The sequence below is a fragment of the Enterobacter sp. RHBSTW-00593 genome, from assembly GCF_013784105.1.
Classification (GTDB): Bacteria; Pseudomonadota; Gammaproteobacteria; order Enterobacterales; family Enterobacteriaceae; genus Enterobacter; species Enterobacter ludwigii.
Genome location: NZ_CP056393.1, coordinates 600,815 through 625,178 on the forward strand (window position 1 = coordinate 600,815; position 24,364 = coordinate 625,178).

General features: G+C 53.8%; 28 protein-coding genes and 3 tRNA genes. 14 read left to right on the forward strand and 17 right to left on the reverse strand.

Annotation, left to right across the window (positions count from 1 at the left end):
• Nucleotides 1-118 precede the first annotated feature (118 nt).
• The 8 genes from HV242_RS02885 to HV242_RS02920 all read right to left on the reverse strand — a co-directional run bounded on the left by HV242_RS02885 (nucleotide 119) and on the right by HV242_RS02920 (nucleotide 5,071).
• Nucleotides 119-601 carry a DUF2501 domain-containing protein gene (locus HV242_RS02885; protein WP_050737524.1) on the reverse strand — a complete coding sequence of 161 codons (483 nt, stop codon included), beginning with the start codon at nucleotides 599-601 and terminating at the stop codon, nucleotides 119-121.
• 85 nt (nucleotides 602-686) lie between these two features.
• Nucleotides 687-1,424, reverse strand: coding sequence for a DNA replication protein DnaC (gene dnaC / locus HV242_RS02890; protein ID WP_014168503.1), 738 nt, complete (start codon nucleotides 1,422-1,424; stop codon nucleotides 687-689).
• On the reverse strand, nucleotides 1,421-1,966 hold the full coding sequence (gene dnaT / locus HV242_RS02895) for a primosomal protein DnaT (protein ID WP_050737523.1): 546 nt from the start codon (nucleotides 1,964-1,966) through the stop codon (nucleotides 1,421-1,423). The genes dnaC and dnaT overlap by 4 nt, the downstream gene beginning before the upstream one ends.
• A 148-nt stretch (nucleotides 1,967-2,114) precedes the next feature.
• Nucleotides 2,115-2,543 (reverse strand): organic hydroperoxide resistance protein, encoded by a 429-nt coding sequence (locus tag HV242_RS02900; RefSeq protein ID WP_006174091.1) that lies wholly within the window; start codon nucleotides 2,541-2,543, stop codon nucleotides 2,115-2,117.
• A gap of 84 nt (nucleotides 2,544-2,627) precedes the next feature.
• A complete protein-coding gene (locus HV242_RS02905; protein ID WP_014168505.1) occupies nucleotides 2,628-3,080 on the reverse strand; it encodes a MarR family winged helix-turn-helix transcriptional regulator in 453 nt (150 codons plus the stop codon).
• 41 nt (nucleotides 3,081-3,121) lie between these two features.
• Nucleotides 3,122-3,763 (reverse strand): TetR family transcriptional regulator, encoded by a 642-nt coding sequence (locus HV242_RS02910; protein WP_020885296.1) that lies wholly within the window; start codon nucleotides 3,761-3,763, stop codon nucleotides 3,122-3,124.
• A gap of 67 nt (nucleotides 3,764-3,830) precedes the next feature.
• Complete coding sequence (locus tag HV242_RS02915) at nucleotides 3,831-4,304, reverse strand: threonine/serine exporter (RefSeq protein ID WP_020885295.1); 474 nt, start codon at nucleotides 4,302-4,304, stop codon at nucleotides 3,831-3,833.
• Nucleotides 4,295-5,071, reverse strand: coding sequence for a threonine/serine exporter family protein (locus tag HV242_RS02920; protein WP_025205612.1), 777 nt, complete (start codon nucleotides 5,069-5,071; stop codon nucleotides 4,295-4,297). Before HV242_RS02920 ends, HV242_RS02915 begins: the two co-directional genes overlap by 10 nt.
• A 411-nt stretch (nucleotides 5,072-5,482) precedes the next feature.
• Between HV242_RS02920 and HV242_RS02925 the strand changes: the two genes are divergently transcribed.
• Together HV242_RS02925 and bglJ are read left to right on the forward strand one after the other, a co-directional pair.
• Nucleotides 5,483-6,220 (forward strand): helix-turn-helix transcriptional regulator, encoded by a 738-nt coding sequence (locus tag HV242_RS02925; RefSeq protein ID WP_050737522.1) that lies wholly within the window; start codon nucleotides 5,483-5,485, stop codon nucleotides 6,218-6,220.
• Complete coding sequence (gene bglJ / locus HV242_RS02930; protein WP_032681707.1) at nucleotides 6,217-6,852, forward strand: DNA-binding transcriptional activator BglJ; 636 nt, start codon at nucleotides 6,217-6,219, stop codon at nucleotides 6,850-6,852. Before HV242_RS02925 ends, bglJ begins: the two co-directional genes overlap by 4 nt.
• 38 nt (nucleotides 6,853-6,890) lie before the next feature.
• Here bglJ and HV242_RS02935 read toward each other — a convergent pair whose 3' ends face one another.
• Entirely contained in the window at nucleotides 6,891-7,349 is a 459-nt protein-coding gene (locus tag HV242_RS02935; RefSeq protein WP_014168511.1) for a YbaK/EbsC family protein, read from the reverse strand.
• 328 nt (nucleotides 7,350-7,677) lie between these two features.
• Here HV242_RS02935 and HV242_RS02940 point away from each other — a divergent pair, with 328 nt between their 5' ends.
• Complete coding sequence (locus tag HV242_RS02940) at nucleotides 7,678-9,024, forward strand: PTS sugar transporter subunit IIC (RefSeq protein ID WP_025205610.1); 1,347 nt, start codon at nucleotides 7,678-7,680, stop codon at nucleotides 9,022-9,024.
• Nucleotides 9,025-9,071: 47 nt separating this feature from the next.
• Here the strand turns inward: HV242_RS02940 and fhuF are convergent, their stop codons facing one another.
• Nucleotides 9,072-9,860: a siderophore-iron reductase FhuF gene (gene fhuF, locus HV242_RS02945; protein ID WP_020885292.1), complete on the reverse strand. Its 789-nt coding sequence runs from the start codon at nucleotides 9,858-9,860 to the stop codon at nucleotides 9,072-9,074.
• Between the two features lie 94 nt (nucleotides 9,861-9,954).
• The gene (locus HV242_RS02950) at nucleotides 9,955-11,019 is read right to left on the reverse strand and encodes a GGDEF domain-containing protein (RefSeq protein ID WP_025205608.1); all 1,065 of its coding nucleotides are present in this window, start codon (nucleotides 11,017-11,019) and stop codon (nucleotides 9,955-9,957) included.
• A gap of 215 nt (nucleotides 11,020-11,234) precedes the next feature.
• Here HV242_RS02950 and HV242_RS02955 point away from each other — a divergent pair, with 215 nt between their 5' ends.
• The gene (locus HV242_RS02955) at nucleotides 11,235-11,504 is read left to right on the forward strand and encodes a DUF1435 domain-containing protein (RefSeq protein ID WP_062777987.1); all 270 of its coding nucleotides are present in this window, start codon (nucleotides 11,235-11,237) and stop codon (nucleotides 11,502-11,504) included.
• A gap of 40 nt (nucleotides 11,505-11,544) precedes the next feature.
• Here HV242_RS02955 and HV242_RS02960 read toward each other — a convergent pair.
• From HV242_RS02960 to rsmC, 4 genes are all read right to left on the reverse strand, one after another.
• Nucleotides 11,545-11,631, reverse strand: a tRNA-Leu gene (locus HV242_RS02960).
• Nucleotides 11,632-11,663: 32 nt separating this feature from the next.
• Nucleotides 11,664-11,750: transfer RNA gene (locus HV242_RS02965), tRNA-Leu, on the reverse strand.
• A gap of 28 nt (nucleotides 11,751-11,778) precedes the next feature.
• Nucleotides 11,779-11,865: transfer RNA gene (locus tag HV242_RS02970), tRNA-Leu, on the reverse strand.
• 173 nt (nucleotides 11,866-12,038) lie between these two features.
• Nucleotides 12,039-13,067, reverse strand: coding sequence for a 16S rRNA (guanine(1207)-N(2))-methyltransferase RsmC (rsmC, locus tag HV242_RS02975; protein WP_044866209.1), 1,029 nt, complete (start codon nucleotides 13,065-13,067; stop codon nucleotides 12,039-12,041).
• A 102-nt stretch (nucleotides 13,068-13,169) separates the two neighbouring features.
• On the opposite strand from rsmC, the gene HV242_RS02980 reads away from it, so the two are divergent.
• The 8 genes from HV242_RS02980 (at nucleotide 13,170) to HV242_RS03015 (ending at nucleotide 19,537) form a co-directional block, all read left to right on the forward strand.
• Nucleotides 13,170-13,583 carry a DNA polymerase III subunit psi gene (locus tag HV242_RS02980; protein ID WP_020885289.1) on the forward strand — a complete coding sequence of 138 codons (414 nt, stop codon included), beginning with the start codon at nucleotides 13,170-13,172 and terminating at the stop codon, nucleotides 13,581-13,583.
• Nucleotides 13,552-13,995 carry a ribosomal protein S18-alanine N-acetyltransferase gene (gene rimI / locus HV242_RS02985; RefSeq protein ID WP_020885288.1) on the forward strand — a complete coding sequence of 148 codons (444 nt, stop codon included), beginning with the start codon at nucleotides 13,552-13,554 and terminating at the stop codon, nucleotides 13,993-13,995. Before HV242_RS02980 ends, rimI begins: the two co-directional genes overlap by 32 nt.
• Before the next feature lie 19 nt (nucleotides 13,996-14,014).
• The gene (gene yjjG / locus HV242_RS02990) at nucleotides 14,015-14,692 is read left to right on the forward strand and encodes a pyrimidine 5'-nucleotidase (RefSeq protein ID WP_014168519.1); all 678 of its coding nucleotides are present in this window, start codon (nucleotides 14,015-14,017) and stop codon (nucleotides 14,690-14,692) included.
• 91 nt (nucleotides 14,693-14,783) lie between these two features.
• Entirely contained in the window at nucleotides 14,784-16,373 is a 1,590-nt protein-coding gene (gene prfC / locus HV242_RS02995) for a peptide chain release factor 3 (RefSeq protein ID WP_014168520.1), read from the forward strand.
• A gap of 303 nt (nucleotides 16,374-16,676) precedes the next feature.
• Nucleotides 16,677-17,294: a molecular chaperone OsmY gene (osmY, locus tag HV242_RS03000; RefSeq protein WP_020885287.1), complete on the forward strand. Its 618-nt coding sequence runs from the start codon at nucleotides 16,677-16,679 to the stop codon at nucleotides 17,292-17,294.
• A 129-nt stretch (nucleotides 17,295-17,423) separates the two neighbouring features.
• A complete protein-coding gene (locus HV242_RS03005; protein ID WP_003856556.1) occupies nucleotides 17,424-17,585 on the forward strand; it encodes a DUF1328 domain-containing protein in 162 nt (53 codons plus the stop codon).
• 120 nt (nucleotides 17,586-17,705) lie between these two features.
• Nucleotides 17,706-18,758, forward strand: coding sequence for a patatin-like phospholipase family protein (locus HV242_RS03010; RefSeq protein ID WP_020885286.1), 1,053 nt, complete (start codon nucleotides 17,706-17,708; stop codon nucleotides 18,756-18,758).
• Nucleotides 18,755-19,537: a TatD family hydrolase gene (locus HV242_RS03015; protein WP_032681700.1), complete on the forward strand. Its 783-nt coding sequence runs from the start codon at nucleotides 18,755-18,757 to the stop codon at nucleotides 19,535-19,537. The genes HV242_RS03010 and HV242_RS03015 overlap by 4 nt, the downstream gene beginning before the upstream one ends.
• On the opposite strand, the gene HV242_RS03020 is transcribed toward HV242_RS03015, so the two are convergent.
• Entirely contained in the window at nucleotides 19,532-20,392 is an 861-nt protein-coding gene (locus tag HV242_RS03020) for a YjjW family glycine radical enzyme activase (protein ID WP_020885284.1), read from the reverse strand. The two genes, HV242_RS03015 and HV242_RS03020, sit on opposite strands and share 6 nt — an antisense overlap.
• Nucleotides 20,367-21,914 carry a YjjI family glycine radical enzyme gene (locus HV242_RS03025; RefSeq protein WP_032681699.1) on the reverse strand — a complete coding sequence of 516 codons (1,548 nt, stop codon included), beginning with the start codon at nucleotides 21,912-21,914 and terminating at the stop codon, nucleotides 20,367-20,369. Before HV242_RS03025 ends, HV242_RS03020 begins: the two co-directional genes overlap by 26 nt.
• A 261-nt stretch (nucleotides 21,915-22,175) precedes the next feature.
• Between HV242_RS03025 and deoC the strand changes: the two genes are divergently transcribed.
• Complete coding sequence (deoC, locus tag HV242_RS03030; protein WP_020885282.1) at nucleotides 22,176-22,955, forward strand: deoxyribose-phosphate aldolase; 780 nt, start codon at nucleotides 22,176-22,178, stop codon at nucleotides 22,953-22,955.
• Between the two features lie 56 nt (nucleotides 22,956-23,011).
• Nucleotides 23,012-24,334 (forward strand): thymidine phosphorylase, encoded by a 1,323-nt coding sequence (gene deoA / locus HV242_RS03035; RefSeq protein WP_014168528.1) that lies wholly within the window; start codon nucleotides 23,012-23,014, stop codon nucleotides 24,332-24,334.
• The last annotated feature ends 30 nt before the right edge of the window (nucleotides 24,335-24,364 follow it).

The window sequence follows — 24,364 nt, forward strand, 5'->3', positions numbered from 1 at the left end:
GGGTCGCATCCTGACATACGGACGCTCAGACGGTGGCAGGCAGGAAAAAGACGGCTTTAACGCCGCGTTAAAAGAGTAACGTCTTAAACGCGGCGTGTAATGGCAATACAGGCGGGGATCAGGAGATGAAATTAACGCCTTGTTTCAGCACCAGATCGCAGGCTTTGGTTTTCACCTGTTTCGCCAGCGAGGAGTTGCCGATAGTGCTCAGGTTGAGCTGTTGACCGTTTTGCGCATTCAGCAGGCCCTGAATACCATCCATATAGTTGGTGTCCTGTTTCTGCTCCTGTGTATCCAGACCGAGTTTGCCCAGCACCTGATTTTTCACGTTTTGCGCGTCGGTCACGGAGGCCAGTTTTTGCTTCGCGCAATATTCCAGAATCCCCGCGGCATTGTTCATTGTGCCTGCGCTCAGGCTCTGAGTGCTGTTACCCAGCAGGCCGGTAAGGGAAGAGGCTGACAGCCCGCCCTGGGTGCTGCTGCTCTCTTTGGTCAGTTCGCTCGCTGCGCTGGACAGCGAATCCTGCCAGGATGCGGCCTGTGCCGCGCCGGTAACCAGCAGGGCGCCTAATAGGGTGCTGAAAAGAAACTGTTTTTTCATAATGGCTTACTCAAAAAAGGTCCGTTTTGGGGCGAAAGTGGAGTCAGTATATACCTCCGGGCCACCGGTCTTTCCTGGAAATATCTTAATACTCTTTACCGGTGACACGGCTGCGGTAACTTTCCCAGTCGAAGATGACATACAGACTGTTCCCGAGCTTCATGCGATCCATGACGCGTTCGCCCAGCAAGCGGGTCATTTCGTCGATGTTGTGGTTAGTCAGCATGCCGGTGGGGCGTTTGGAGGAAGAGCGGCGATCGACAATCTGGTTAATGATCACTTTTTCATAGCGGGATTCGGTCTGGACGCCAATCTCATCAATAACCAGTAAATCGACATTACTCAGGTCGTTAAGCAGTTGCTCTTCGCTGGTTTCGCGGTTGCTGAAGGTGTCTTTCATGGCGGACATGATATCGGCCACGGTGATGATCAGCACCGATTTCCCGCGCAGCAGCAGCTCGTTACAGATAGCGGCCGCCAGGTGGTTTTTCCCCGTGCCAGGCTTGCCGCTAAAAATGAAGCTGGCGATATTGCCGTCGAATTCATCCACGTACTGACGCGCGGCAGCGAGTGCATTCATCTGCCCGTTGGTCTCAATTTTATAGTTATCAAATGAGCAGTTCTGGTGCAGGGGGCGAATACCGGAACGGTTAAAGGTGCGCTGCATTTTCATCGCCCGGTTTTCGCGGGCCAGCGCGGCGGCGCGGATCTTACCCTGTTCTTTTTGCCATGCCAGGAGTTCTTCACCCGTCGTGAAGGCGGGCTTCACGTTGGCTGGCATCATCTTTTGCAGACGTTTCATCAGGTCGCCGACGTTCTTCATTTCGCACCTCGGAATCCATTAGGGATCTGTTTATCCGGTTCGGAAAACGCGTTGATATCACGTTTTGGCTGGCCGTTATTGCTGGCGCGATTAATTTGCAGATGACGCGCGAGCTTCTGTTGCCACTGAATATGGGTGAATACTTTGCCTTCCGCCTGCCACCAGGCGGTAAACGCGGCCAGCTCTTCGGGGGTAGCCGGTTGCGTTAACGCTATGCCCCACAATGCCGCCTGCCGTTGAAAATCAGCATCAGGTTGCCAGCCCGCATACAGGGCAAATTTTCCCATGGGAACGGCCATGGGGACGTTAACCGGCTCGTCAAACAACTGGTTATCGAGGGTTACGTCGCTCGCCGGGCGGGACAACTGCGCTTCAATCTCCAGAAGCTGTGCCAGACGTTCCGGTGTGATGGCATAAAACGCCGGAGCGTTGTCAGCAAATACCGCAACCGTGCCGCCTTCGGCGTGGATCAGCACACCGCGGGGATCGCGCATAAAGGCATCAATACCAGCAATGCTGGTGGTCAGAATTCTGGAGGACATAACGCTTACTCTACTGATAACTACGGGCGTGATATGGGCTTATGGTAGCACAGAGAGCGTGAAGGGAAGGAGGGGTTTTCCCCGGCGGCGCGATGCCTGCCGGGGCGACAACGGCTGGCCTGATAAGCGTAACGCCATCAGGCAGTTATCAGGCGATAATGTTCAGCGTTACGTCGATGTTACCGCGGGTCGCGTTAGAGTACGGACACACAATGTGTGCTGCATCGACCAGTTTTTTGGCTTCTGCAGGATCCATACCTTCAACGTGGATGTTCAGTTTTGCTTCGATACCAAAACCGGTTGGCAGCGGCCCAATCCCCACTTCGCCTTCAATAAAGGCCTCTTTCGGCAGGGTAAATTTGTCGCGAGCGGCTACAAACTTCATGGCACCCAGGAAGCAGGCAGAGTAGCCGGCAGCAAACAGCTGCTCAGGGTTGGTGACGTCACCGCCCATGCCGCCCATCTCTTTTGGCACGCCGAGTTTAACGTCCAGTACGCCGTCGGAAGAGGTCGCACGGCCATCACGGCCTCCGGTTGCTTTTGCTTTGGCAGTGTAGACAACTTTTTCTAAAGACATGGCAGATTCCTCATCTTACATTAATGTGCGCTATTAAATAGCGTGCTATATATATGGGTAAATAAATACGCGTAAAGTATAGCCTTACGCGCGTTGGATCTGTTGTCGCAAACGTTCCAGTTGCTGCTTAAGTGACAGCATGGTCTCAGTATCACACTGGGCGGCGCATCCCACTGCATGGGGGATCCCGGAAGCCTGCTGCTGGAGATGACGTCCCGCATCGCTCAGGGTGACGGCGACCTGACGCTCGTCTTTACGTGAGCGGTGGCGGTTTATCAGCCCCGCGCTTTCCAGACGCTTCAACAGCGGCGTCAGCGTGGCAGAATCAAGGAACAACCGTTCACCGATGTCCGACACCGTAATGTCATCCTGCTCCCACAGCACCAGCATCACCAGGTATTGCGGGTAAGTCAGGTTCAGCGGTGCCAGCAGTTGCCGGTACAACTTGTTCAGCGCCAGATTTGCTGAATAGAGAGCAAAGCAGAGCTGGTTATCCAGCAGGAGCGCAGCGGTCGTGTCGTTCGTTTTCGCGTTCATGAGATGAATATAGATAGTGTACGATTTAATTGCAGGCTATTTTATGGGCAAGTATAACGGAGCGCCACCTGAACGGCCATTTTACGGTAGTGCTGGCGCTGTGCCTGTTCGTCCGCACCTTCTTCAAACAGCAGGGTGAAGGTGTAGCTGTTGGCAACGTAGTGGAAGCTGAAACTGCTGATCAAACGATGCAGATCGCGGGCTTCTACCGTCTGATTGAACAACTGCTTTTCTTTCCCGCGACGGAGGATCGCTTCCAGCAGATCAAGCGCGCTGCGGTTGACCTGGCGGAGGTAGCTGGACTGCTGCATAAAACGGCCACGCTGCATGTTTTCCATGCAGATAATGCGGATGTAATCCGGATGGTCGGCATGGTAGTCAAAGGTGGCTTCAACCAGATGAACCAGCGCTTCGACAGGGGGCATTCCCGCCAGGCTGAGCGCCTGTTCACTGGCGCGGATCTGGGTGTAAACATACTCCAGTACGAGAAGATACAGGTTCTCTTTGTTTTTGAAGTGGTAAACAACCATGCGTTTGGTGGTGCCGGCTTTCTCCGCAATTTGTTCCATGCGGGCACCGTTCAACCCGTATTCGGCAAACAGCGTGATAGCGCTCTGAAAGATTTTCTCTTTCAGGCTGGATTCTTCATTGTGCTCGGGGAGTTCGCTGCCTGGGTTAGCCACATCCTTTCCTTATCGTCACCAAACGGATTGGAGTGATTATCCTCACGGCAGCGTAATAACACAAATCTCAAACCCGTGGACGTTTGCGGTACAGCCACAGTCCGGGGATCGACAGTCCGATAGAGAGCGCACCGACAATGGACGAAGCCTTAAGAAAGTTGCTCAGAAGGAGGATCATTTGCGGTTCGGTGTAGCCGAAATGGCTGATTTTCACCGCGGAAATCATGGCCGTATAGGCAGATATCCCGGGGAACATCGGGATAACGGCGGCGACGGTGAACACCTTGGGATGCGCCAGATACCAGCGCGACCACTGAATTCCGATGCTACCGACCAGCATTGAAGCCATAAATGTTGACCATTCAATGTTGAATCCCGCCGTCATCATCACCATTCGCGAGCCATGACCAATAGCACCCAACAGCGCGCACCACGGTAACGCGCGTTGCGGAACGTTAAAGACCATCGCAAAACCGACGGCAGGGATCGCGGCCAGCAGCATATCCTGCGCCAGCGCCAGCAGAAAATCGATCACGCCCATCCGCGTAACCCCCAGAGTGTCATGGCCATTACCACACCAATGCAGGTTGCAAGCGTCAGCAGGCTGGCAATCGCCCAGCGTGCCAGACCGGTATTGATGTGACCCTTAAACATATCGGCTACGGCGTTAATCAACGGGAAGCCGGGCACCAGCAGAAGCACGCTGGCCGCCATGGCAATCGTCGGCGTGTTGGCAAACTGCGGCAGACGAAGCAGCAGGCCAGACACCGTGGTGGCGACAAAAGCGGTAATGCAGAAATTAATTTGCGGGTGGAGTTGGCGGTGCGTCAGGAGCTGGCGCACGTACATGGCGATGCTGCTGGCGAAAAAGGTGATGATCGCGCCGTCCCAGCCGCCTTTGTTGAGCTTACAAAAACAGGCGCAGGACAGCCCGACCATTAACACCACCAGCCAGCGGGGATAACGTAAGGGCTTAATCTGGTTGAACCGTTTTTCAATGTCGTGCAGGTCGAGAAGCTTATGCTCAGCAAGAATGACAATATGCTGGACCTCGGTTACAACGTGCATATTGATGCCGCGGTCGTGGTTTTTGCGGGTGGAGGTCAGGCACTGACCGTCTTTTATGGTGGTCAACACGATAGCATTGGATGAAATGGCGCTCTCAACGCTATCCATACCCAGCGCCAGCCCCAACCGGGTGGAGAGTTCCTCGACCAGCGCGCTTTCCGCCCCGTGCTGGAGCAGAAAAAGACCGCACTGAATACAGAGCCGCGTGATGGCACGCTGCGTTGATCGATCTGCCTGCATGTCATGTCCTGAAGAGAAGGTGAATAGCTTGCCTGATGGCCCGTCATGCTTACTTTTAGCACAAACTGCAGTGCCTCTAGCTGTGGGTCAGATCAAGATTTATGCAAACAGTTGCGGGCTGTCTGGCGTCGGGATGCGGTTTTGGACCATAAACATGATGAATTATTAATTGGGAAATATAAGATATTTATATTTAGTTTTACTAAGTTTATATTTTAATTATTTTAAGGCCTTTATAATTAAATTTATCTGTGCTTTGTGAGATATTACCGCTGTTTTAGGCATTTCTTAAATGAAGCACACATCTCATCTTCTGCTTGTATTAATCAGTTTTACACTCAGGGACGAATACACTTATACCTTGATGCGTTTTAACGTTACTCATCATATGAAAATGGACACGGAGGGTCTATGTCGTCATTGAATGGTAAACATGGCGTCGTCATTAGCAGAATACCCGTAATGCAAAACGGGTTGGGGGGCGTGATGACACGCCATTTTGCCGATTTTGATTTAACGTTTTGCCGTTCGCTGCAGGAATTAACTCTGCTGCAGTTACGGCGTGCAGACGTCATTATCGCTGATATTTCAGGTGAATACAGGAATCCCCGGGGCACGCTCGAAGAATATTACGGTTTATTAAATCAATATCGGGATATTCACTGGATTTTTTTAGTCTCCCGACCGCTTTACCCTATTGCCGTTGAGCTGCTTATGCGTCCGGAAAGCACGTTGCTTTCTGATATGGAGCCGATAGAAGGCGTAATTAACGCCATCCGTGCAGGCAGTGAACGGGCAGAGCGGATAAGCCAGACGTTATTAACGCCCGAGCCTGCCTGTAACGATGATGAAGACGACCGCGTCGTTGCGCTTACCCACTCTGAACGCAAGGTATTGCGTCTGTTAGGCAAGGGCTGGGGGATTAACCAAATTGCCACCTTGCTCAAGAAGAGCAATAAAACGATCAGTGCACAGAAAAACAGTGCGATGCGACGGTTGTCATTACGGAGTAATGCCGATCTGTACGCCTGGATCAACAGTACTCAGGGATTGAGAGAGCTGAGTTTAATGTCAGCCTATGGAGAGTTCGAGGAATGGATAAAACCGGTTCAACAAGACATATTGCCGTCATTGAAAATTGCGCGATGAGTGCCGTCGGGCTAGAGCACCTGTTTGCACTGCCCACGCTCAGCCATTATCAACTGCACATGTTCAGTGAATTTGACAGCTTTAAGAAGGCGCTTCCTCATGTCTCTTTTTTCTCGCTGATCTATTCACTTTCTGATGCGCGAGAAGAGCGTCGAAACTGCCTGGCATCCCTGCGGGATCTCGCGTTTACGCATAATCATATTCAGCGCATCATCCTGGCGGCAGATGAAATGGAAGCGCGGTTAATCAGCCATCTTTCCCCTTCACGCCTTCACGGTGTCGTCAGTAAATCGGTGTCGCTCGACCGCCTGCAGGAGGAGTTGCTGGTGTTGCTGAGTGAAACGCTGCACATCAATGACAATATGCTCAACCACTGGTACAAGAGTCAAAACAGGATGTTAAGCCCAACGGAGCGGGCGATTTTGCGGTATATGTCCTGCGGGTTTTCTATTCCTGAAATCGCCGCGCAGCTTGAGCGCAATATTAAGACCATCCGGGCGCACAAGTTTAATGCGATGGTGAAGCTTGGGGTCAATTCCGACGTGGGACTGCTTGATGCGGCAGATATTCTGACTCATCTCCCGGCCCGGGATCCGCGAACATCAGTATTAAGCCAGCCGACATTTTTATAAGCTGATATCTGTGCGCCAGACAGGCTCTGGCGCCTCATTCAGATGCAAACATCCACCCATTTTGCGGACGTCAGTTCTGCCATTCTGTCTGGTGAAATACGCACGGCACTGTGAATTGCACCCGCGGCCGGCAGCACTTCAGCATACTGTTTCAGTGAAATATCGCAATAAACCGCGAGCGGATTTTCCAGCCCAAACGGGCACACGCCGCCAACAGGATGACCCGTGATGGTCACCACTTCATCACAACTGAGCATGCGTGCTTTTGCGCCAAACGTGTCTTTCAGTTTTTTATTATCCAGACGCGCATCCCCTTTCGCGACCACCAGAATGACGTCATTTTTAACTTTCAACGACAGCGTCTTGGCGATTTGTCCCGGCTCAACACGATGGGCGGCAGCAGCCAACGCAACGGTTGCGGTACTCTGGCTGAGTTCGATGACCTCTATATCCGGAGCGTTGTCGGCAAAAAACTGCTGTACAGACTGCAAACTCATTGTTTCCTCCTGACAAATATCCCGCGTAATCTGTCATAAGAATTTATGCTCTGTAAATATCTCTTCAGTAACAAATATCCCACACGGCCGATTTCTGGATCGCCTTCACATTCACAGAAACCGGTTACAGTAACCGGTTGCAGACCGTGAGTGAGAGATTAATACTGACTATGTAACGTCCCCTGTATCCAATAATAAGAGCTAAATATGAAACCATTCCGTCTGAGCAGTACCGCTGGTAAACGCGCCGGCAAGGTTGTGAAGGTGATGTATGGACCAACGTATGGCGTGTATGCGCCCGTCATAAACGTCTGAAAGGAGATCTGCTATGTCTGCCAACCATGCTGCGTTTAATCTGATATTTCGTTTTGTAGAAAATTACGTCAGCCCGATTGCCGGGCGGATCTCCTCCCAGCGTCATGTTATGGCTATTCGTGATGGCTTTATCTCCGCGATGCCGTTCATGATTGTGGGTTCATTTTTACTCGTCTTCGCGTATCCACCGTTTTCGCCTGATACCACCTGGGGTTTCGCGCGCGCCTGGCTGGACATGGCGAAGCAATTTGAAGGTCAGATCCTCACGCCGTTTGATATGACCATGGGCGTTATGTCCCTGTATATCTGCGCGGCCATTGCCTATAACCTTGGCAAACACTATGTCAAATCGCATCAGTTAGACCCGTTTATGTGCGCCATGCTGTCGCTGATGGCGTTTCTGCTGGTCGCGGCGCCGAAAACCAAAGGCACGCTTCCGGTCGACAGCCTCGGCGGGACTGGCATTTTTACCGCGATTCTGGTGGCTATCTACTGCGTTGAGATGATGCGTTTTCTCAAAGCGCATAACATCGGGATCCGTCTGCCGGACCAGGTTCCGCCGATGATCAAAAACTCCTTTGACCTGTTGATCCCGGTGCTGGTGGTGGTGTTGACGCTTTACCCGCTGAGTCTGGTGATTCAGTCTGAGTTTGGCATGCTGATCCCGCAGGCGATTATGTCTGTCTTCAAACCGCTGGTTTCCGCCGCAGACTCCCTGCCGGCAATCCTGCTGGCGGTGTTGATTGGGCATTTGCTGTGGTTCGCCGGGATCCACGGCGCCGCGATTGTCTCCGGGATGTTGCAGATGTTCTGGCTGACCAACCTGGGCGCTAACCAGACCGCGCTGGCCGCCAGCCAGCCGCTGCCGCATATTTTTATGGAAGCGTTCTGGACGTTCTTTATCGTCATCGGGGGGTCAGGTGCCACGATGGGGCTGGTGTTCTGCTACCTGCGCAGCCGCTCCGCTCATCTGCGTTCTATCGGCCGCCTGAGCGTGGTGCCAAGCCTCTTTAACATCAACGAACCCGTTATTTTCGGTACGCCGATTGTCATGAACCCGGTGTTCTTTATTCCGTTCCTGCTGGCACCCATGGTTAACGCCGTGCTGGCCTGGTCGGCGATGAAGTTCGATCTGATTGGCCGCGTGATCTCCGTTGTGCCGTGGACGGCACCTGCACCGGTAGGTGCCGCATGGGCGCTGGGCTGGGATTTCCGTGCAGCCATTCTGGTAGTGGTCCTGGCGTGCGTATCGGCCATCATCTACTTCCCGTTCTTTAAAGTGTACGAGAAGCAACTGCTGGAGCAGGAAGCAGAAGAAGCGCAACGTAATGCGGAAGAGGAAAATCAGCAGGTAGCGTGAGAAACGGATGCCGGGTCAGCGTTAATGCGGCCCGGCAACACCTGACCTTACTTGAGCGTACAATCTCCACACTGCTGAACGTCCGGCAGGCGATAACGCTGGCAGCAGGTGCGACGAACCAGAAGCCCGTCACGAAGGACCACGGTGCGGAATAACGGGTTATCGCGGCCATCGGAAAGCTGTTTTGCAAAGAAACAGGACTGGCGCAGGGCCTCGACCTTCTCATCACCGAGCAGAGGTTTCATTTCCGTCAAATACCAGTGGATTAAATACCCGGTATTGCTCCAGATAAGCTTCCCGTTGATTTCCCCCGTCTCTTCCAGCGCATCCACTACCGGGATCAGGGCGCGAGTTATGAGCTGCTCCATACGTTCCTGAGCAGAGAGGTGCTCCGCATTCTGGTCTTCGTGGAGATCAATCCAGAAACAGGCCGCACGGCCGGTCTCGTGGAACTCGACATGAAAATATTCCGGGGAGAGTTCCAGCATGCCCTTTTGAGTGAGCAGCGCCAGCATGAGTGGGGGCACCATCAGCCCGATATACCACTGCGCCCAGAGGGAGAGCAGGGGTTTGTTTTCCCGCGTAAGGGTCGGTTGATTGCGATAGATATGGTCGGAATAGGTTGCCAGCAACGACTGCAGTGTCGACGGCTGTCGCCACTCTTCCAGCGTCATGGCGTGGTGCGGGTGCGCTTCATCCAGCCTGATAAAGTCCAGCAGGTGGGCGCGGGTTTTAGCGATCTTATCCCTGATGGCATCCGCAAGCGAAACATTCCCGGTGGGGAGGCGGGCTCTCCAGAGAAGGGGTTCAACGATTTGTGCGGTATGAGTGGCCATAGTAGAGATACAAATCTAAATGATAATGATTGCCAATCCTAACTATTGCTCATACCGATGGCAAGACTTTTGTCCGCGTTATATGACGCCGCGCTTACGCGGTCTGAAGCTCTTCGCTCAGCAGGATGTTATTGCGACCCATATGCTTTGCTTCGTAGAGGGCTTTGTCCGCTTTCTCCAGTGCGCCTTCGGCATCTTCATCCTCAAAAATGGCAATTCCAATGCTGATGGTGACGTTTGTCGCCACGCTTTCATTGAACATATGCGGGATTTTTAAATCGTAGACTTTCTGGCGGATCCGCTCTGCCGTCTGGCGGGCATGCTCGAGAGAAATATTGGTCAGCAGAACCATAAATTCTTCCCCGCCGAAGCGCGCCACAATATCGCGTGAACGCACGGCATCACGGATGGCAGCAGAGACACGGATCAGCGCCTGGTCGCCCATCATATGGCCGTAGTGGTCGTTGTAAGCCTTAAAGTGGTCGATATCCATCAGCAGGACAAAGTGCTCGCCGTTCTCCACTGCCGGAAGATTCTCCAGCCGGCTTTGCAGTCCGCGACGGTTATAAAGGCCGGTAAGCGGGTCCATCATGCTCAGATCGGTGAGGGTCTCACGCTCCTCCAGCAAACGGGAGAGCAGTTCCTGCGCGAAGCGATCGTTACGTCTTTGCAAAATGTTATGAATCGCAATTGCTACCACAGGAAGTGCGAAAGAATAGGTCATTCTTAGCCATATATCATGATTACTTAACCACAGGCAGACAATAAAGGTGGGGAAGGAGTGCAGCGTAAATGCTTTGATATTACTGGCGAAGGCCAGCGTACCAATAAACAGTACCGTTAATAATGCCATGATCAAATAGGTCGCCTGATCGTGGGTAATTAACGAAAATTTCGAGGCCACCTGCCACGCCCATAAAATACCGAAGATCGCTGAAACGGCAGGAATATTTACCTTGCGGGTTCTCTTTTTCCAGTGCCAGACGAGCAGCCCGGTGCTGATAACAAAAATAGAAATCAGGGGGACTGATAACAGGCGAATAGAATAGAGCGGGTTTGTTACCGAGAACACAGCAGAGGTCGCGTTCAGAAATAAAAATAAACGTAACGATAATTGATATTTACTGTGGACCAAAGACCGCCAGGATTGTGATGTCATAGTAGTGCGTTTTTATTAATATTTAATTAAAACAGGTAAATAGGTGTTGTTTCGCAATGAAAGATGCAAAAAACTCAAAGAGTAATTATCAGAAAAACTTTAGGTCTAGTTAACAGGTGAGCAATTTATCACCTTAGGCATTTCCTGTCATTACAGGAAAGGTAAAGGGGGAGAGTTTTTGATTAATCGTGCTGACAAATGATAATTGATATCATATGATATTGGTTATCATTATCAGTGTGAGAGGGCGAACCATGTTGAACAGGGCGCTGGGAAGTGGTTGGGGAGTGTTACTGCCGGGGGCGATTCTTGGCGGTCTGATGTTTGCCGATCTCTCCATTGATGTCTGGAAAGCGCTCATTGTGTCAGGACTGTTAGTGACGTCAGGGATGATCTGGCATAAACAGCTACGCCACTTTGTGTTACTGCCGTCATGCGTAGCACTGGTCAGTGGAATTCTGGTGATACTGATGAGTTTGAAATAAGCGGAAAGCGAGAAGAACGTCAGAAAGGATGCAAGATAATTGGTGCGAGGGGGGGGACTTGAACCCCCACGTCCGTAAGGACACTAACACCTGAAGCTAGCGCGTCTACCAATTCCGCCACCTTCGCACAGTCATCTTACTTTTTTGATATCGCCTCGTTGGTGCGAGGGGGGGGACTTGAACCCCCACGTCCGTAAGAACACTAACACCTGAAGCTAGCGCGTCTACCAATTCCGCCACCTTCGCCCAGTGCGAGCAATATCAACGTGATTTATGGTGCGAGGGGGGGGACTTGAACCCCCACGTCCGTAAGGACACTAACACCTGAAGCTAGCGCGTCTACCAATTCCGCCACCTTCGCATACCATCGACACTGTAAAAGTATCGTAACCACGGAGGCGCATTCTAGATGTTTTCAGCTTTACGTCAACAGAAAAATGCGCACGCTGTTTTGATTGCTGCAAAAATGGCCGATGGTGGCGCCAGGTTTTGCCGGATAGCGGTTATGCGTATCCGACCTGCCAGATAAGGGGATTACTTCTTAGCCTGACGCGTCATCACGGTGCGGTAAACCTTAAAGCGACCCGTCTGGGCGATGACTTCATGGAAGCCAAAGGTTTCATCCAGCACTTTCGGGTACGGCAAGAAGGCGTTAGCCACAATACGCAGTTCACCCCCGCTGTTCAGATGACGTACTGCACCACGGATCAGCGTTTGCGCCGCTTCAAGGCTGGTTTCCATACCATCGTGGAACGGCGGGTTGGAGATGATCATGTCGAAACGGCCATTCACATCAGAGAAGACGTTGCTGGCAAACACGTCGCCTTCCAGGCCGTTTGCAGCAAGCGTTGCGCGGCTTGCTTCAACCGCCGGGGCGCTCACATCACACAGGGTTAAGCGTACTTTTGGCGAATGGCTCGCCAGTACGGTCGCCAGTACACCCGCGCCACAGCCGACATCCAGCACTTTGCCTTTCGTATGCGGCGTCAGGGTGGAGAGCAGCAGCTGGCTGCCCACGTCCAGACCGTCGCGGCTGAAGACGCCTGGCAGAGTTTTAATGGTCAGACCGTTAAGCTGATACTCATCCCAGAATTTCTCAGCATCAAAGGTCGCCTGTTTTTCCAGACGGCCGTGATACAGGCCACAGCGACGGGCGCTGTCGATTTTATTCAGCTGCGCATAGCCTTCCAGCATCTGTTCTGCGCTACGAACGCCACTGCGGTTCTCACCGACCACAAAAATATCGCAGCCAACGGGCAGCAGAGAAAGCAGGTTCATCAGCTGGAACTGGGCTTCTGGCTTGTTCTTCGGCCAGTAGTAGATGAGCGTGTCGCAGTCGGCGATGTCGCTCTGTTCAGCGACCAGGCTAAAGCGCGCACGGTCGTCCATCTGGCGGCTCAGTACCTGCCAGTGGTGGTAGTATTGGGTGTGGGCACGGCTTTCAGCACAGTCGAAACGTGCGGGCAGGTCATCCTGCATATCTCCGGCAAACAGAATACGGCTTTCTTCGAAATCATCACTGTGACGCAGCAAGACTTCACTTGCCGGGGTAAATGCAGACATGAATTGTTCCTCAATTAACTCAGGCGGGGATTATAGTAGGTAGATGGCGCAGTTTCGACACATTTGCTATATTTGCGCGCCTGAGAGACAGGAGTTTTCCCTATGACATCCCGACGAGACTGGCAGTTGCAGCAACTGGGCATCACCCAGTGGGCTTTGCGTCGCCCGACGGCGTTGCAGGGCGAAATCGCCATCTCCATCCCTGCGCACGTCCGGCTGGTGATGGTGGCGGAGCAACTGCCTGCCCTGAATGAACCCCTTATTGGTGATGTCCTTCGTAGCCTGAAGCTGACCACTGAACAGGTTTTACAGCTTACGCCAGACAGGGTCACCATGCTGCCATCCGACAGCCGCTGCAACAGCTGGCGTATGGGAGACATCGATGAGGTCTCCCTTGAAGGGAGCCAGATCTGCTCGCCAGCGCTGGACGAACTGAAAGCCAACCCAAAAGCGCGCAGCGCGCTATGGCAACAAATCTGCGAATATGAACACGATTTCTTCCCTCACGACGCCTGATCTGACCGCGGCGTACGCGATTGAAACGCGCGCCCATGCTTTTCCATGGAGCGAAAAAACCCTCGCCAGCAATCAGGGCGAGCGGTATCTGAATTACCGTCTGGACGTCGACGGCACGATGGCCGCTTTTGCCATCACGCAGGTCGTTCTGGACGAAGCGACGCTGTTTAATATCGCGGTTGATCCCGCGTATCAGCGCCGGGGGCTGGGAAGAGAACTGCTTGAGCATCTCATTCGCGAGCTCGAAACCCGTGACGTTTTCACCCTGTGGCTGGAGGTGCGCGCGTCGAATGTCGCCGCCATCGCACTCTATGAAAGCTTAGGCTTTAACGAGGCGACTATCCGCCGTAACTACTACCCCACCGCAGAGGGACGTGAAGACGCCATCATAATGGCTCTGCCGCTTGGATAACTAAAATAAGGTTGTAACGATGAAATGGGACTGGATTTTCTTTGATGCCGACGAAACGCTGTTTACGTTTGACTCGTTTGGCGGCCTACAGCGGATGTTTCTCGATTATAGCGTTACCTTCACCGCTGAAGACTTTCAGGACTATCAGGCGGTAAACAAACCGCTGTGGGTGGATTACCAGAACGGTGCCATCACCGCGTTACAGCTGCAGCACCAGCGCTTTGATGTCTGGGCCGAGCGGTTAAACGTCAGCCCGGGTGCGCTTAACGATGCCTTCCTTAATGCCATGGCGGATATCTGCGCGCCGTTGCCGGGCGCGGTTTCCCTGCTGGACGCCCTGAAGGGCAAGGCGAAGCTGGGCATTATTACCAACGGTTTTACCGCCCTGCAGCAGATCCGCCTTGAGCGTACGGGCCTGCGCGATCATTTTGACGCGCTGGTGATCTCTGAAGAGGTGGGCGTACCTAAGCCGGATCCGCGTATTTTTGATTATGCGCTGGAACAAGCGGGCAATCCCGATCGTGAACGAGTGCTGATGGTCGGGGACACCGCGGAGTCGGATATTCGTGGCGGGATGAACGCCGGCCTGTCGACCGTCTGGCTGAATGCACACGGTCGCACGTTGCCGGAAGGTATCCAGCCGACCTGGACCGTCACGTCATTGAACGAACTGGAGCAGCTCCTGTGTAAACAATGATTGCCTGCCCCCCATTGATGGGTAAAATAGCCGCATTTTTCGTATCCCATGATGCGCGGCCTGACGCCGCGCTTATATAGAAGATTTCATTATGACGTTGTCTCCTTATCTGCAAGAGGTGGCCAGGCGCCGTACTTTTGCCATTATCTCTCACCCGGATGCCGGTAAAACGACCATCACCGAGAAGGTGTTACTGTTCGGACAGGCGATTCAGACTGCGGGTACCGTAAAAGGCCGTGGTTCCAACCAGCATGCAAAATCTGACTGGATGGAGATGGAAAAGCAGCGTGGTATTTCCATTACCACCTCCGTGATGCAGTTCCCGTATCATGATTGCCTGGTCAACCTGCTGGATACCCCAGGGCACGAAGACTTCTCGGAAGATACCTACCGTACGCTGACGGCGGTGGACTGCTGTCTGATGGTCATCGACGCCGCGAAAGGGGTAGAAGATCGTACCCGTAAGCTGATGGAAGTTACCCGTCTGCGCGATACGCCGATCCTCACCTTTATGAACAAACTCGACCGTGACATCCGCGACCCGATGGAGCTGATGGATGAAGTGGAAAACGAGCTGAAAATTGCCTGTGCGCCTATCACCTGGCCCATTGGCTGCGGCAAGCTGTTCAAGGGTGTCTACCACCTTTATAAAGACGAAACCTATCTCTACCAGACCGGCAAAGGCCATACCATTCAGGAAGTCCGTATCGTAAAAGGTCTGGATAACCCGGAGCTGGATGCGGCTGTGGGTGAAGAGCTGGCCGCGCAGCTGCGTGACGAGCTGGAGCTGGTTCAAGGTGCATCTCACGAATTCGACAGAGAGCTGTTCCTGAGCGGTGAAATCACCCCGGTCTTCTTTGGTACCGCGCTGGGTAACTTCGGCGTTGACCATATGCTTGATGGCCTGGTGGAGTGGGCGCCACAACCGATGTCACGTAAAACTGACACCCGTGAAGTGGAAGCGAAAGAAGAGAAGTTCACCGGTTTCGTCTTTAAAATTCAGGCTAACATGGACCCGAAACACCGTGACCGCGTCGCCTTTATGCGCGTGGTGTCCGGTAAGTATGAAAAGGGCATGAAGCTGCGTCAGGTACGTATCGGTAAAGATGTGGTGATCTCCGACGCGCTGACCTTTATGGCGGGCGACCGTTCGCACGTTGAAGAAGCCTATCCGGGCGACATCATCGGTCTGCACAACCACGGTACGATTCAGATCGGCGATACCTTCACCCAGGGTGAAATGATGAAGTTCACCGGTATTCCGAACTTCGCACCGGAACTGTTCCGTCGTATTCGCCTGCGCGATCCGCTGAAGCAGAAACAGCTGCTGAAAGGGCTGGTTCAGCTTTCCGAAGAGGGCGCAGTCCAGGTGTTCCGCCCTATCGCTAACAACGATCTGATCGTAGGCGCTGTCGGTGTGCTGCAGTTCGACGTGGTCGTTGCGCGTCTGAAGAGCGAGTACAACGTGGAAGCGATCTATGAATCGGTTAACGTGGCAACCGCGCGCTGGGTAGAGTGTTCTGACGTGAAGAAATTCGAAGAATTTAAACGTAAGAACGAAGTGCAGCTGGCGCTGGATGGCGGTGATAACCTGACGTATATCGCCCCAACCATGGTCAATCTTAACCTGACGCAGGAACGTTATCCTGATGTCCAGTTCCGCAAAACGCGCGAACACTGATCCCCTCTCAGAGCACGGCAATCGCCGTGCTCTTCTTTATTTCCTGTCTTATTAATCTCTTGCGGAATGTTCTTAATTCAACATTATTTCGCGTCTTTTGCTCGTTTTTTACCCAAATCTGAAAGCGGCACTGTGAGAGTGATCTATATTTAACTCAGTGTTTAACACCGGGCGTGGATGAATTAACTGTTCAATGCATGACTTTGGGTTCTCCATTTTGCCCGTGTGTTCATTCGCAATATATAAAACTAGCAATTAGGGAAGTATGTCGCCCGAATGACGGGTATACACAGGAATACATCGATGAATATGACAAGACTGAAGATTTCTAAAACTCTGCTGGCTGTGACACTGGGTAGCATCCTGGTAAGTGGTTCTGCTCTGGCTGAAACCAGCACTATGGATAAAGCCCAGTCCACCGCCGATACCGCAGGGCAAAAAATCGATAGCTCTATGAATAAAGTCGGTAATTTCATGGATGACAGCTCAATCACAGCAAAAGTGAAAGCCGCACTGGTGGATGATGAAGCTATCAAGAGCACCGATATTTCCGTTAAAACTGACAAGAAAGTTGTCACCCTGAGTGGTTTTGTAGAAAGCCAGGCCCAGGCCGAACAGGCGGTAAAAGTGGCGAAGGGTGTTGAAGGTGTAGCGTCCGTGAGCGACAAACTGCACGTTCGGGACAGCAAAAACGCGTCGGTGAAAGGGTATGCCGGAGATGCAGCCACCACCAGCGAAATCAAAGCTAAACTTTTAGCAGATGACATCGTGCCATCTCGTAAAGTGAAAGTGGAAACCACCGATGGTGTGGTTCAGCTTTCCGGTACGGTCGATTCTCAGGCGCAAAGTGAGCGCGCCGAGTCCATCGCAAAAGCGATCGATGGTGTTAAAAGCGTTAAAAACGATCTGAAAACGAAGTAAATCTGCACCATTCGCCCGTCTGGCTAACGTCAGCGGGCGAAATAAAAATGACTCTGGAAAATCGCCGGTGAGTGACCTGAGCGCGCTCACATTTAGCGGCCGACATTAACTATGGTAAAGGAGAAGCTTATGTTTCGTTGGGGCATTATATTTCTGGTTATCGCGTTAATTGCCGCCGCATTGGGCTTTGGTGGTCTGGCAGGTACAGCGGCATGGGCAGCAAAAATTGTCTTTGTCGTGGGTATTATTCTGTTCCTGGTCAGCCTGTTTACGGGTCGTCGACGTCCGTAGCAAACGCAATATTCCTTCAACAAAAAAAAGCCAGTCCTCGTGACTGGCTTTTTCTTGTTTCAGTCGCTGGTCGGGTGCGCTACTGTGTCATAACAGAAAAATGAAAACAGGAAAGCAGAGGTGGGGCAACGAATTCCCGTTACGCTCGGCAATATTGCGCCGCTGGCGTTAAAGCCGTTTCGCGCAGGCCCGCTTGCGCTGGTGTGTGAAGGTGGCGGACAGCGCGGCATTTTTACGGCCGGTGTGCTGGACGAGTTTATGCGCGCGCAATTCAACCCGTTTGACCTGTACTTCGGGACCTCTGCCGGGGCGCAAAACCTCTCTGCTTATGTCTGTAACCAGCCCGGCTACGCGCGAAAAGTGATCATGCGCTACACCACGGCGAAAGAATTTTTCAACCCGGTGCGCTTTGTGCGCGGCGGGAACCTGATTGACCTCGACTGGCTGCTGGATTCGACCTCAAGCCAGATGCCGCTGGCAATGGATACGGCGGCGCGCCTGTTCGACAGCGGAAAAGAGTTCTGGATGTGCGCCAGCCGTGGTGATGACTACACGCCGGGCTATTTCTCTCCTCAAAAAGAGAACTGGCTGGATATCATTCGCGCCTCTAGCGCCATTCCCGGTTTCTATCGTTCCGGCGCACTGCTGGACGGCATCAGCTATCTGGACGGCGGCATCAGTGACGCGGTGCCGGTACAGGAAGCTGCGCGACGCGGGGCAAACACCATTGTGGTGATCCGCACCGTCCCGTCGCAAATGTACTATACCCCGCAATGGTTTAAACGCATGGAGCGTTGGTTAGGCGACAGCAGCCTGCAACACCTGGTCAACATCGCGAAGCAGCATGAAACGACCTACGGCGCCATGCAGCGCTTTATTGAAAAACCGCCGGGTAAGCTGCGTATATTTGAAATTTACCCGCCTAAGCCGCTGGTCAGTATGGCGCTGGGCAGCCGCGTTCCTGCGCTGCGTACCGATTATAAAACGGGGCGTCTGTGCGGGCGTTACTTCCTGGCGACAATAGGCAAACTGCTGGCTGAACAACCGCCTATACATCGTCATAAAGCCATTATTACCCCACCGGCGGTGGTGGCGAATGATGCGCTGGCGATGCCGCTGGTGGATGCTCCGCAGGCGAATGACGCATTGTTAGATAATGAGGATCTGGCGTGACGTACCGGTTTATCGATACCCACTGTCATTTTGATTTTCCACCGTTTACGGGGGATGAAGAGCAAAGCATCACGCGAGCTGCACAAGCCGGCGTAGAGGCGATAATTGTGCCGGCGGTTGAAGCGGCATACTTTGAGCGGGTACTGGATCTCTCAAGGCGGCACCAGGCGCTGTACGCCGCGCTCGGCCTGCATCCCATTGTGATTGAACACCATCTTGATGAGCATATCGACGCGCTGGACGCCATTGTGCAGACGGCTGGCGACAAACTTGTCGCCATCGGTGAGATCGGCCTCGATCTCTATCGCGACGATCCGCAGTTTGCGCGCCAGCAGACGATCCTTGATGCGCAGCTGCGTCTGGCGAAGCGCCACGAGCTGCCGGTGATCCTTCACTCCCGTCGAACCCATGACAAACTGGCAATGCATCTGAAGCGTATCGATCTTCCGCGAAGGGGCGTTGTGCACGGTTTTTCAGGGAGCCTGCAGCAGGCGCAGCGCTTTATTGCGCTGGGCTATAAAATTGGCGTCGGGGGTACCATCACCTATCCACGCGCCAGTAAAACCCGCGATGTGATGGCGCAGCTGCCGCTCGAAGCATTATTACTGGAAACCGACGCACCGGATATGCCGCTCAACGGTTTTCAGGGGCAGCCAAATCGCCCGGAGCAGGCCGCTCGGGTCTTTGACGCGCTTTGTGAGCTGCGTGAGGAGCCGGAAGAGGTGATTGCGCATGCCCTGCTGGAGAATACCCGCGCGGTATTTGGTATCACGCTATAGATAAAGCGCCGGTCGGATCACCACAATCTGCTGTTGTTCCAGCGCCCGCGCCAGCGGCTCAATATCTTCTGGCGTGGCGCTGCGCCAGGACGCCGCCTCACCGTAAACGCCGTGAGCATGAAAGGCGTTAATGCGTACCGGGACATTGCCCAGCGCGTGGATAAACGCCGTCAGCGCTTTGAGATGCTCCAGATAATCGCACTGCTCCGGGATCACCAGTAATCGCAGTTCCGCCAGCCGCTGGTGGTGTGCCAGCCAGCGGATACTGTGCTTAATCTGCGGATTTTCGCGTCCGGTCAGGAAGCGATGGTGTTCGTTCCCCCAGGCCTTCAAATCCACCATTGCCCCGTCGAATACCGGCAGCAGTTTTTGCCAGCCGGTTTCCCCTAACAGACCGTTGCTGTCCACCAGACACGTCAGGTGTTGCAGGGCGGGATCGGCTTTGATCGCCGTGAAGAGCGCCACCAGGAACGGTAGCTGCGTTGTCGCTTCACCGCCGCTCACGGTAATACCTTCAATAAAGGGTGCGGATTTAGAGAGCTGAGTGAGGATCTCGTCGACGCTAAAACGGTGCGCCATTGGCGTTGCCTGCTGCTGGCACAACTGCAGGCAGGTATCACACTGCTGACACTGACTCTCCTGCCACCAGACCCGCCCGGCCTGTATGTTCAGCGCATCGTGCGGGCAGTGGGGTACGCAGTCGCCACAGTCATTGCAGCGTCCGATGGTCCACGGATTGTGGCAGGTTTTGCAGCGCAGGTTGCACCCCTGGAGAAACAGAGCCAGGCGGCTGCCCGGCCCGTCCACGCAGGAGAAGGGGATCACCTGACTAACTAAAGCGCATCTGCTGTTCATGGCTTATCACGCGTGGCTGGCGCTCCAGGATGCGGGTATGTCGGGCGGCTTCTTCTCCAAGCCAGGTGGTGTTAGTGCGTGACCCTGCTTCACGGTATTTCTCCAGGTCGGACAACCGCACCATATATCCGGTCACGCGTACCAGATCGTTACCGGCCACGTTGGCGGTGAACTCCCGCATTCCGGCATTGAACGCACCCAGACACAGTTGTACCACGGCCTGTGGGTTGCGTTTTACCGTCTCGTCCAGCGTCAGGATGTCGCTAATCCCGGCGTGATAGTGCTTGTGGTGTGGCGCCACGCTCAGCAGGTGGTTAATCGGGTCCGGCTCTTCCCCGTAAGGCAACCGCGCGCCCGGCGTCGTACCGATATCAGAGCTTATTCCGGACTGGGCATGCAGCATCGCACGCTTTTTCCAGCCGTATTTCACCGGCGTGCTTTCAACAAACGCCGCGAGCTGCTCGCTGATGCGATACCCCAGCGCGTTGGCCTGGTCGTCTTTACCGTAGCGGCCCGGTGACCCCGCTTTCTCGCACAGCATGTTCACCGCTTCGGCCAGGCCGTACATGCCGAACATCGGCACAAAGCGGTCGGGATCAATCAGCCCCTCTTTGACGAGGAAGCTATTCTCAAAGAAGCCGGATTTTTGATACAGGAACTCGCAGCGGGCATTGATGACGGCCAGTTGCTGCTGGCAGTAGTGGGGCAACGTACGGGTAAAAAAGTCGTCGGGCGAGTCGCTGTGTTCGGCAATGGCCTTCAGGTTCAGGCGCACCAGCGTGCTGCCACCGCCTGCCAGCGGCAGGGAGTTGTAACAACTCACGATACCATAACGGCCTTTTGTGAAAATTTTATCATTTACCGGGCCGTTAGAAATATGGGGTTTGCTGCATTCACAGAGGTTTTCGGCCACCCTGAGCAGCAGCGAATCTGGCGTGATATCGGGATCATAAATAAAGGTCAGATTGGGTGCGACCTGCTTCAGCTCTGCATCAGCGCGTAAAATCGCGCGGGTAACGGGCGTGTCCGCCGGGCCAATATTGGCATGCATAAACGCATCCGGAAGCGTTCTGTCGAGATAGCGCCAGAAACGTTTTATTCGGCTATCGATTTCTTCTTGTGTTAGAATCCTAACATACGGTTGCAGTAATGCATCAAGATGACCGAGGAAGACCGGCATCGATGTGACAGAAGGAACATGGTGGTACAGGATGGTCAGCAGTGAGAGCGCGTCATCCAGATCCTTTGCCCCTTCCAGTTCCAGCCATGCCGAGCCGTTGGCGAGGAATCTGGCGTAATCAGGCAGAACATAGCGCGGTTTATAAGGCGCATGGCCTTCGAACATGTCGCAGATAAATCCCTCTTCCAGCGCGGTGCGAGCGGCCTGAGGCAGCGCGGGGTAGGGAAGATGGTTCTCCGCCTCCAGCGCCAGAAAATGACGTTTTTGCTCGGGGGTCAATACCGGGCTTGTCACAATTTGCTGGCAACGTTGTTGCAGTGCGTGAGGGCTGGCGTGGGACATATTCGCTTCCTTTATGGTTCTGCGGATGATGACCGAATTGTAGGAAGTCATCCCGGGGGGACTTTTGATCCCACACCGGGTATCGCTGCTTTAATCAGCAGCGACAGCAGTAAAGTTTGAAGTTCATCTCATTACAGTAATGCAAATTTGTACGCAGTTTTCATTAACTGTGATGAATGTCGAAGTGTAAGTGCGGCTGGATGTTAGAATAGTCACAGACCGCAAGGTGAAATTTATACGGCGATGCCGTTGGAGAATGTTATGACCGATTTAACTGCAAGCAGCCTGCGCGCGTTGAAACTGATGGACCTGACCACCCTGAATGATGACGACACCAATGAGAAAGTCATCGCCCTGTGCCATCAGGCGAAAACGCCCGTCGGGAACACTGCAGCCGTCTGTATCTACCCGCGCTTTATCCCCATTGCCCGTAAGACGCTGAAAGAGCAGGGCACGCCGGATGTACGCATTGCAACCGTGACTAACTTCCCGCACGGCAATGACGACATCGAGATTGCGCTGGCTGAAACCCGCGCGGCCATCGCGTACGGTGCTGACGAAGTGGACGTGGTATTCCCGTACCGTGCGCTGATCGCCGGTAACGAGCAGGTTGGTTTTGACCTGGTGAAAGCGTGTAAAGACGCTTGTGCTGCGGCAAACGTGCTGCTGAAAGTGATCATCGAAACCGGTGAGCTGAAAGAAGAAGCGCTGATCCGTAAAGCGTCTGAAATCTCCATCAACGCGGGTGCGGATTTCATCAAAACCTCTACCGGTAAAGTGCCGGTGAACGCAACGCCGGAAAGCGCGCGCATCATGATGGAAGTGATCCGTGATATGGGCGTGGAAAAAACCGTAGGCTTCAAACCTGCGGGCGGCGTGCGCACGGCTGAAGATGCGCAGCAGTTCCTGGCGATTGCCGACGAACTGTTTGGCCCGGCGTGGGCGGATTCCCGTCACTATCGCTTTGGTGCATCCAGCCTGCTGGCGAGCCTGCTGAAAGCGCTGGGTCACGGCGACGGTAAGAGCGCAAGCAGCTACTGATTTTTATCCTGCGGCGGGCCATCCGCCGCATTTAACCTGTTTTCTCGGGGGTTACCGTGTTTCTCGCACAAGAAATTATTCGTAAAAAACGTGATGGTCATGCATTAAGCGACGAAGAGATCCGCTTCTTTATCAATGGCATTCGTGATAACACCATCTCTGAAGGGCAGATTGCTGCTCTGGCGATGACCATTTTCTTCCACGATATGTCGATGCCTGAGCGTGTATCGCTGACCATGGCGATGCGAGATTCAGGAACCGTTCTGGACTGGAAAAGCCTTAACCTCAACGGCCCGATTGTGGATAAACACTCAACCGGCGGTGTAGGTGACGTGACGTCACTGATGCTGGGCCCAATGGTGGCGGCCTGTGGTGGTTATATCCCCATGATCTCCGGGCGTGGCCTGGGACATACCGGCGGTACGCTCGACAAACTGGAAGCCATCCCGGGCTTCGATATCTTCCCGGATGACCATCGCTTCCGCGACATTATTAAAGACGTTGGTGTGGCGATTATCGGCCAGACCAGCTCTCTTGCTCCTGCAGACAAGCGCTTCTACGCGACCCGCGATATCACCGCGACCGTTGACTCTATTCCCCTGATTACCGCCTCTATCCTCGCCAAGAAACTGGCGGAAGGCCTGGATGCGCTGGTCATGGATGTGAAAGTGGGCAGCGGCGCCTTTATGCCGACCTATGAACTTTCCGCGGCGCTGGCAGAAGCCATTGTGGGCGTCTCCAACGGTGCGGGCGTGCGTACTACCGCCCTGCTGACGGACATGAACCAGGTGCTGGCGTCCAGCGCAGGCAACGCCGTGGAAGTGCGTGAAGCCGTGCAGTTCCTCACCGGTGAATACCGGAACCCGCGTCTGCTCGATGTCACCATGGCCCTGTGCGTGGAGATGCTGATCTCCGGCAAGCTCGCCAGCGATGATGCCGACGCACGCGCCAAACTTCAGGCGGTGCTGGATAACGGCAAAGCGGCAGAGATCTTCGGCCGCATGGTAGCGGCGCAGAAAGGCCCGACCGACTTCGTGGAACACTACGCGAAATACCTGCCAACGGCGACGCTCAGCAAAGCGGTCTACGCCGATACCGAAGGCTTTGTCTCGGCGATGGATACGCGCGCGCTCGGCATGGCGGTCGTGTCGATGGGCGGCGGTCGTCGTCAGGCCTCGGACACCATTGATTACAGCGTCGGCTTTACCGATATGGCGCGTCTGGGTGACAGCGTCGATGGTCAACGTCCGCTGGCCGTGATCCACGCGAAAGATGAAGCCAGCTGGCAGGAAGCGGCGAAGGCGGTGAAAGCGGCCATTACGCTTGATGATAAAGCACCGCAAAGCACACCGACTGTCTATCGCCGTATCACCGAATAGCGGTATACTGATCTGATCGATAATTTTTGA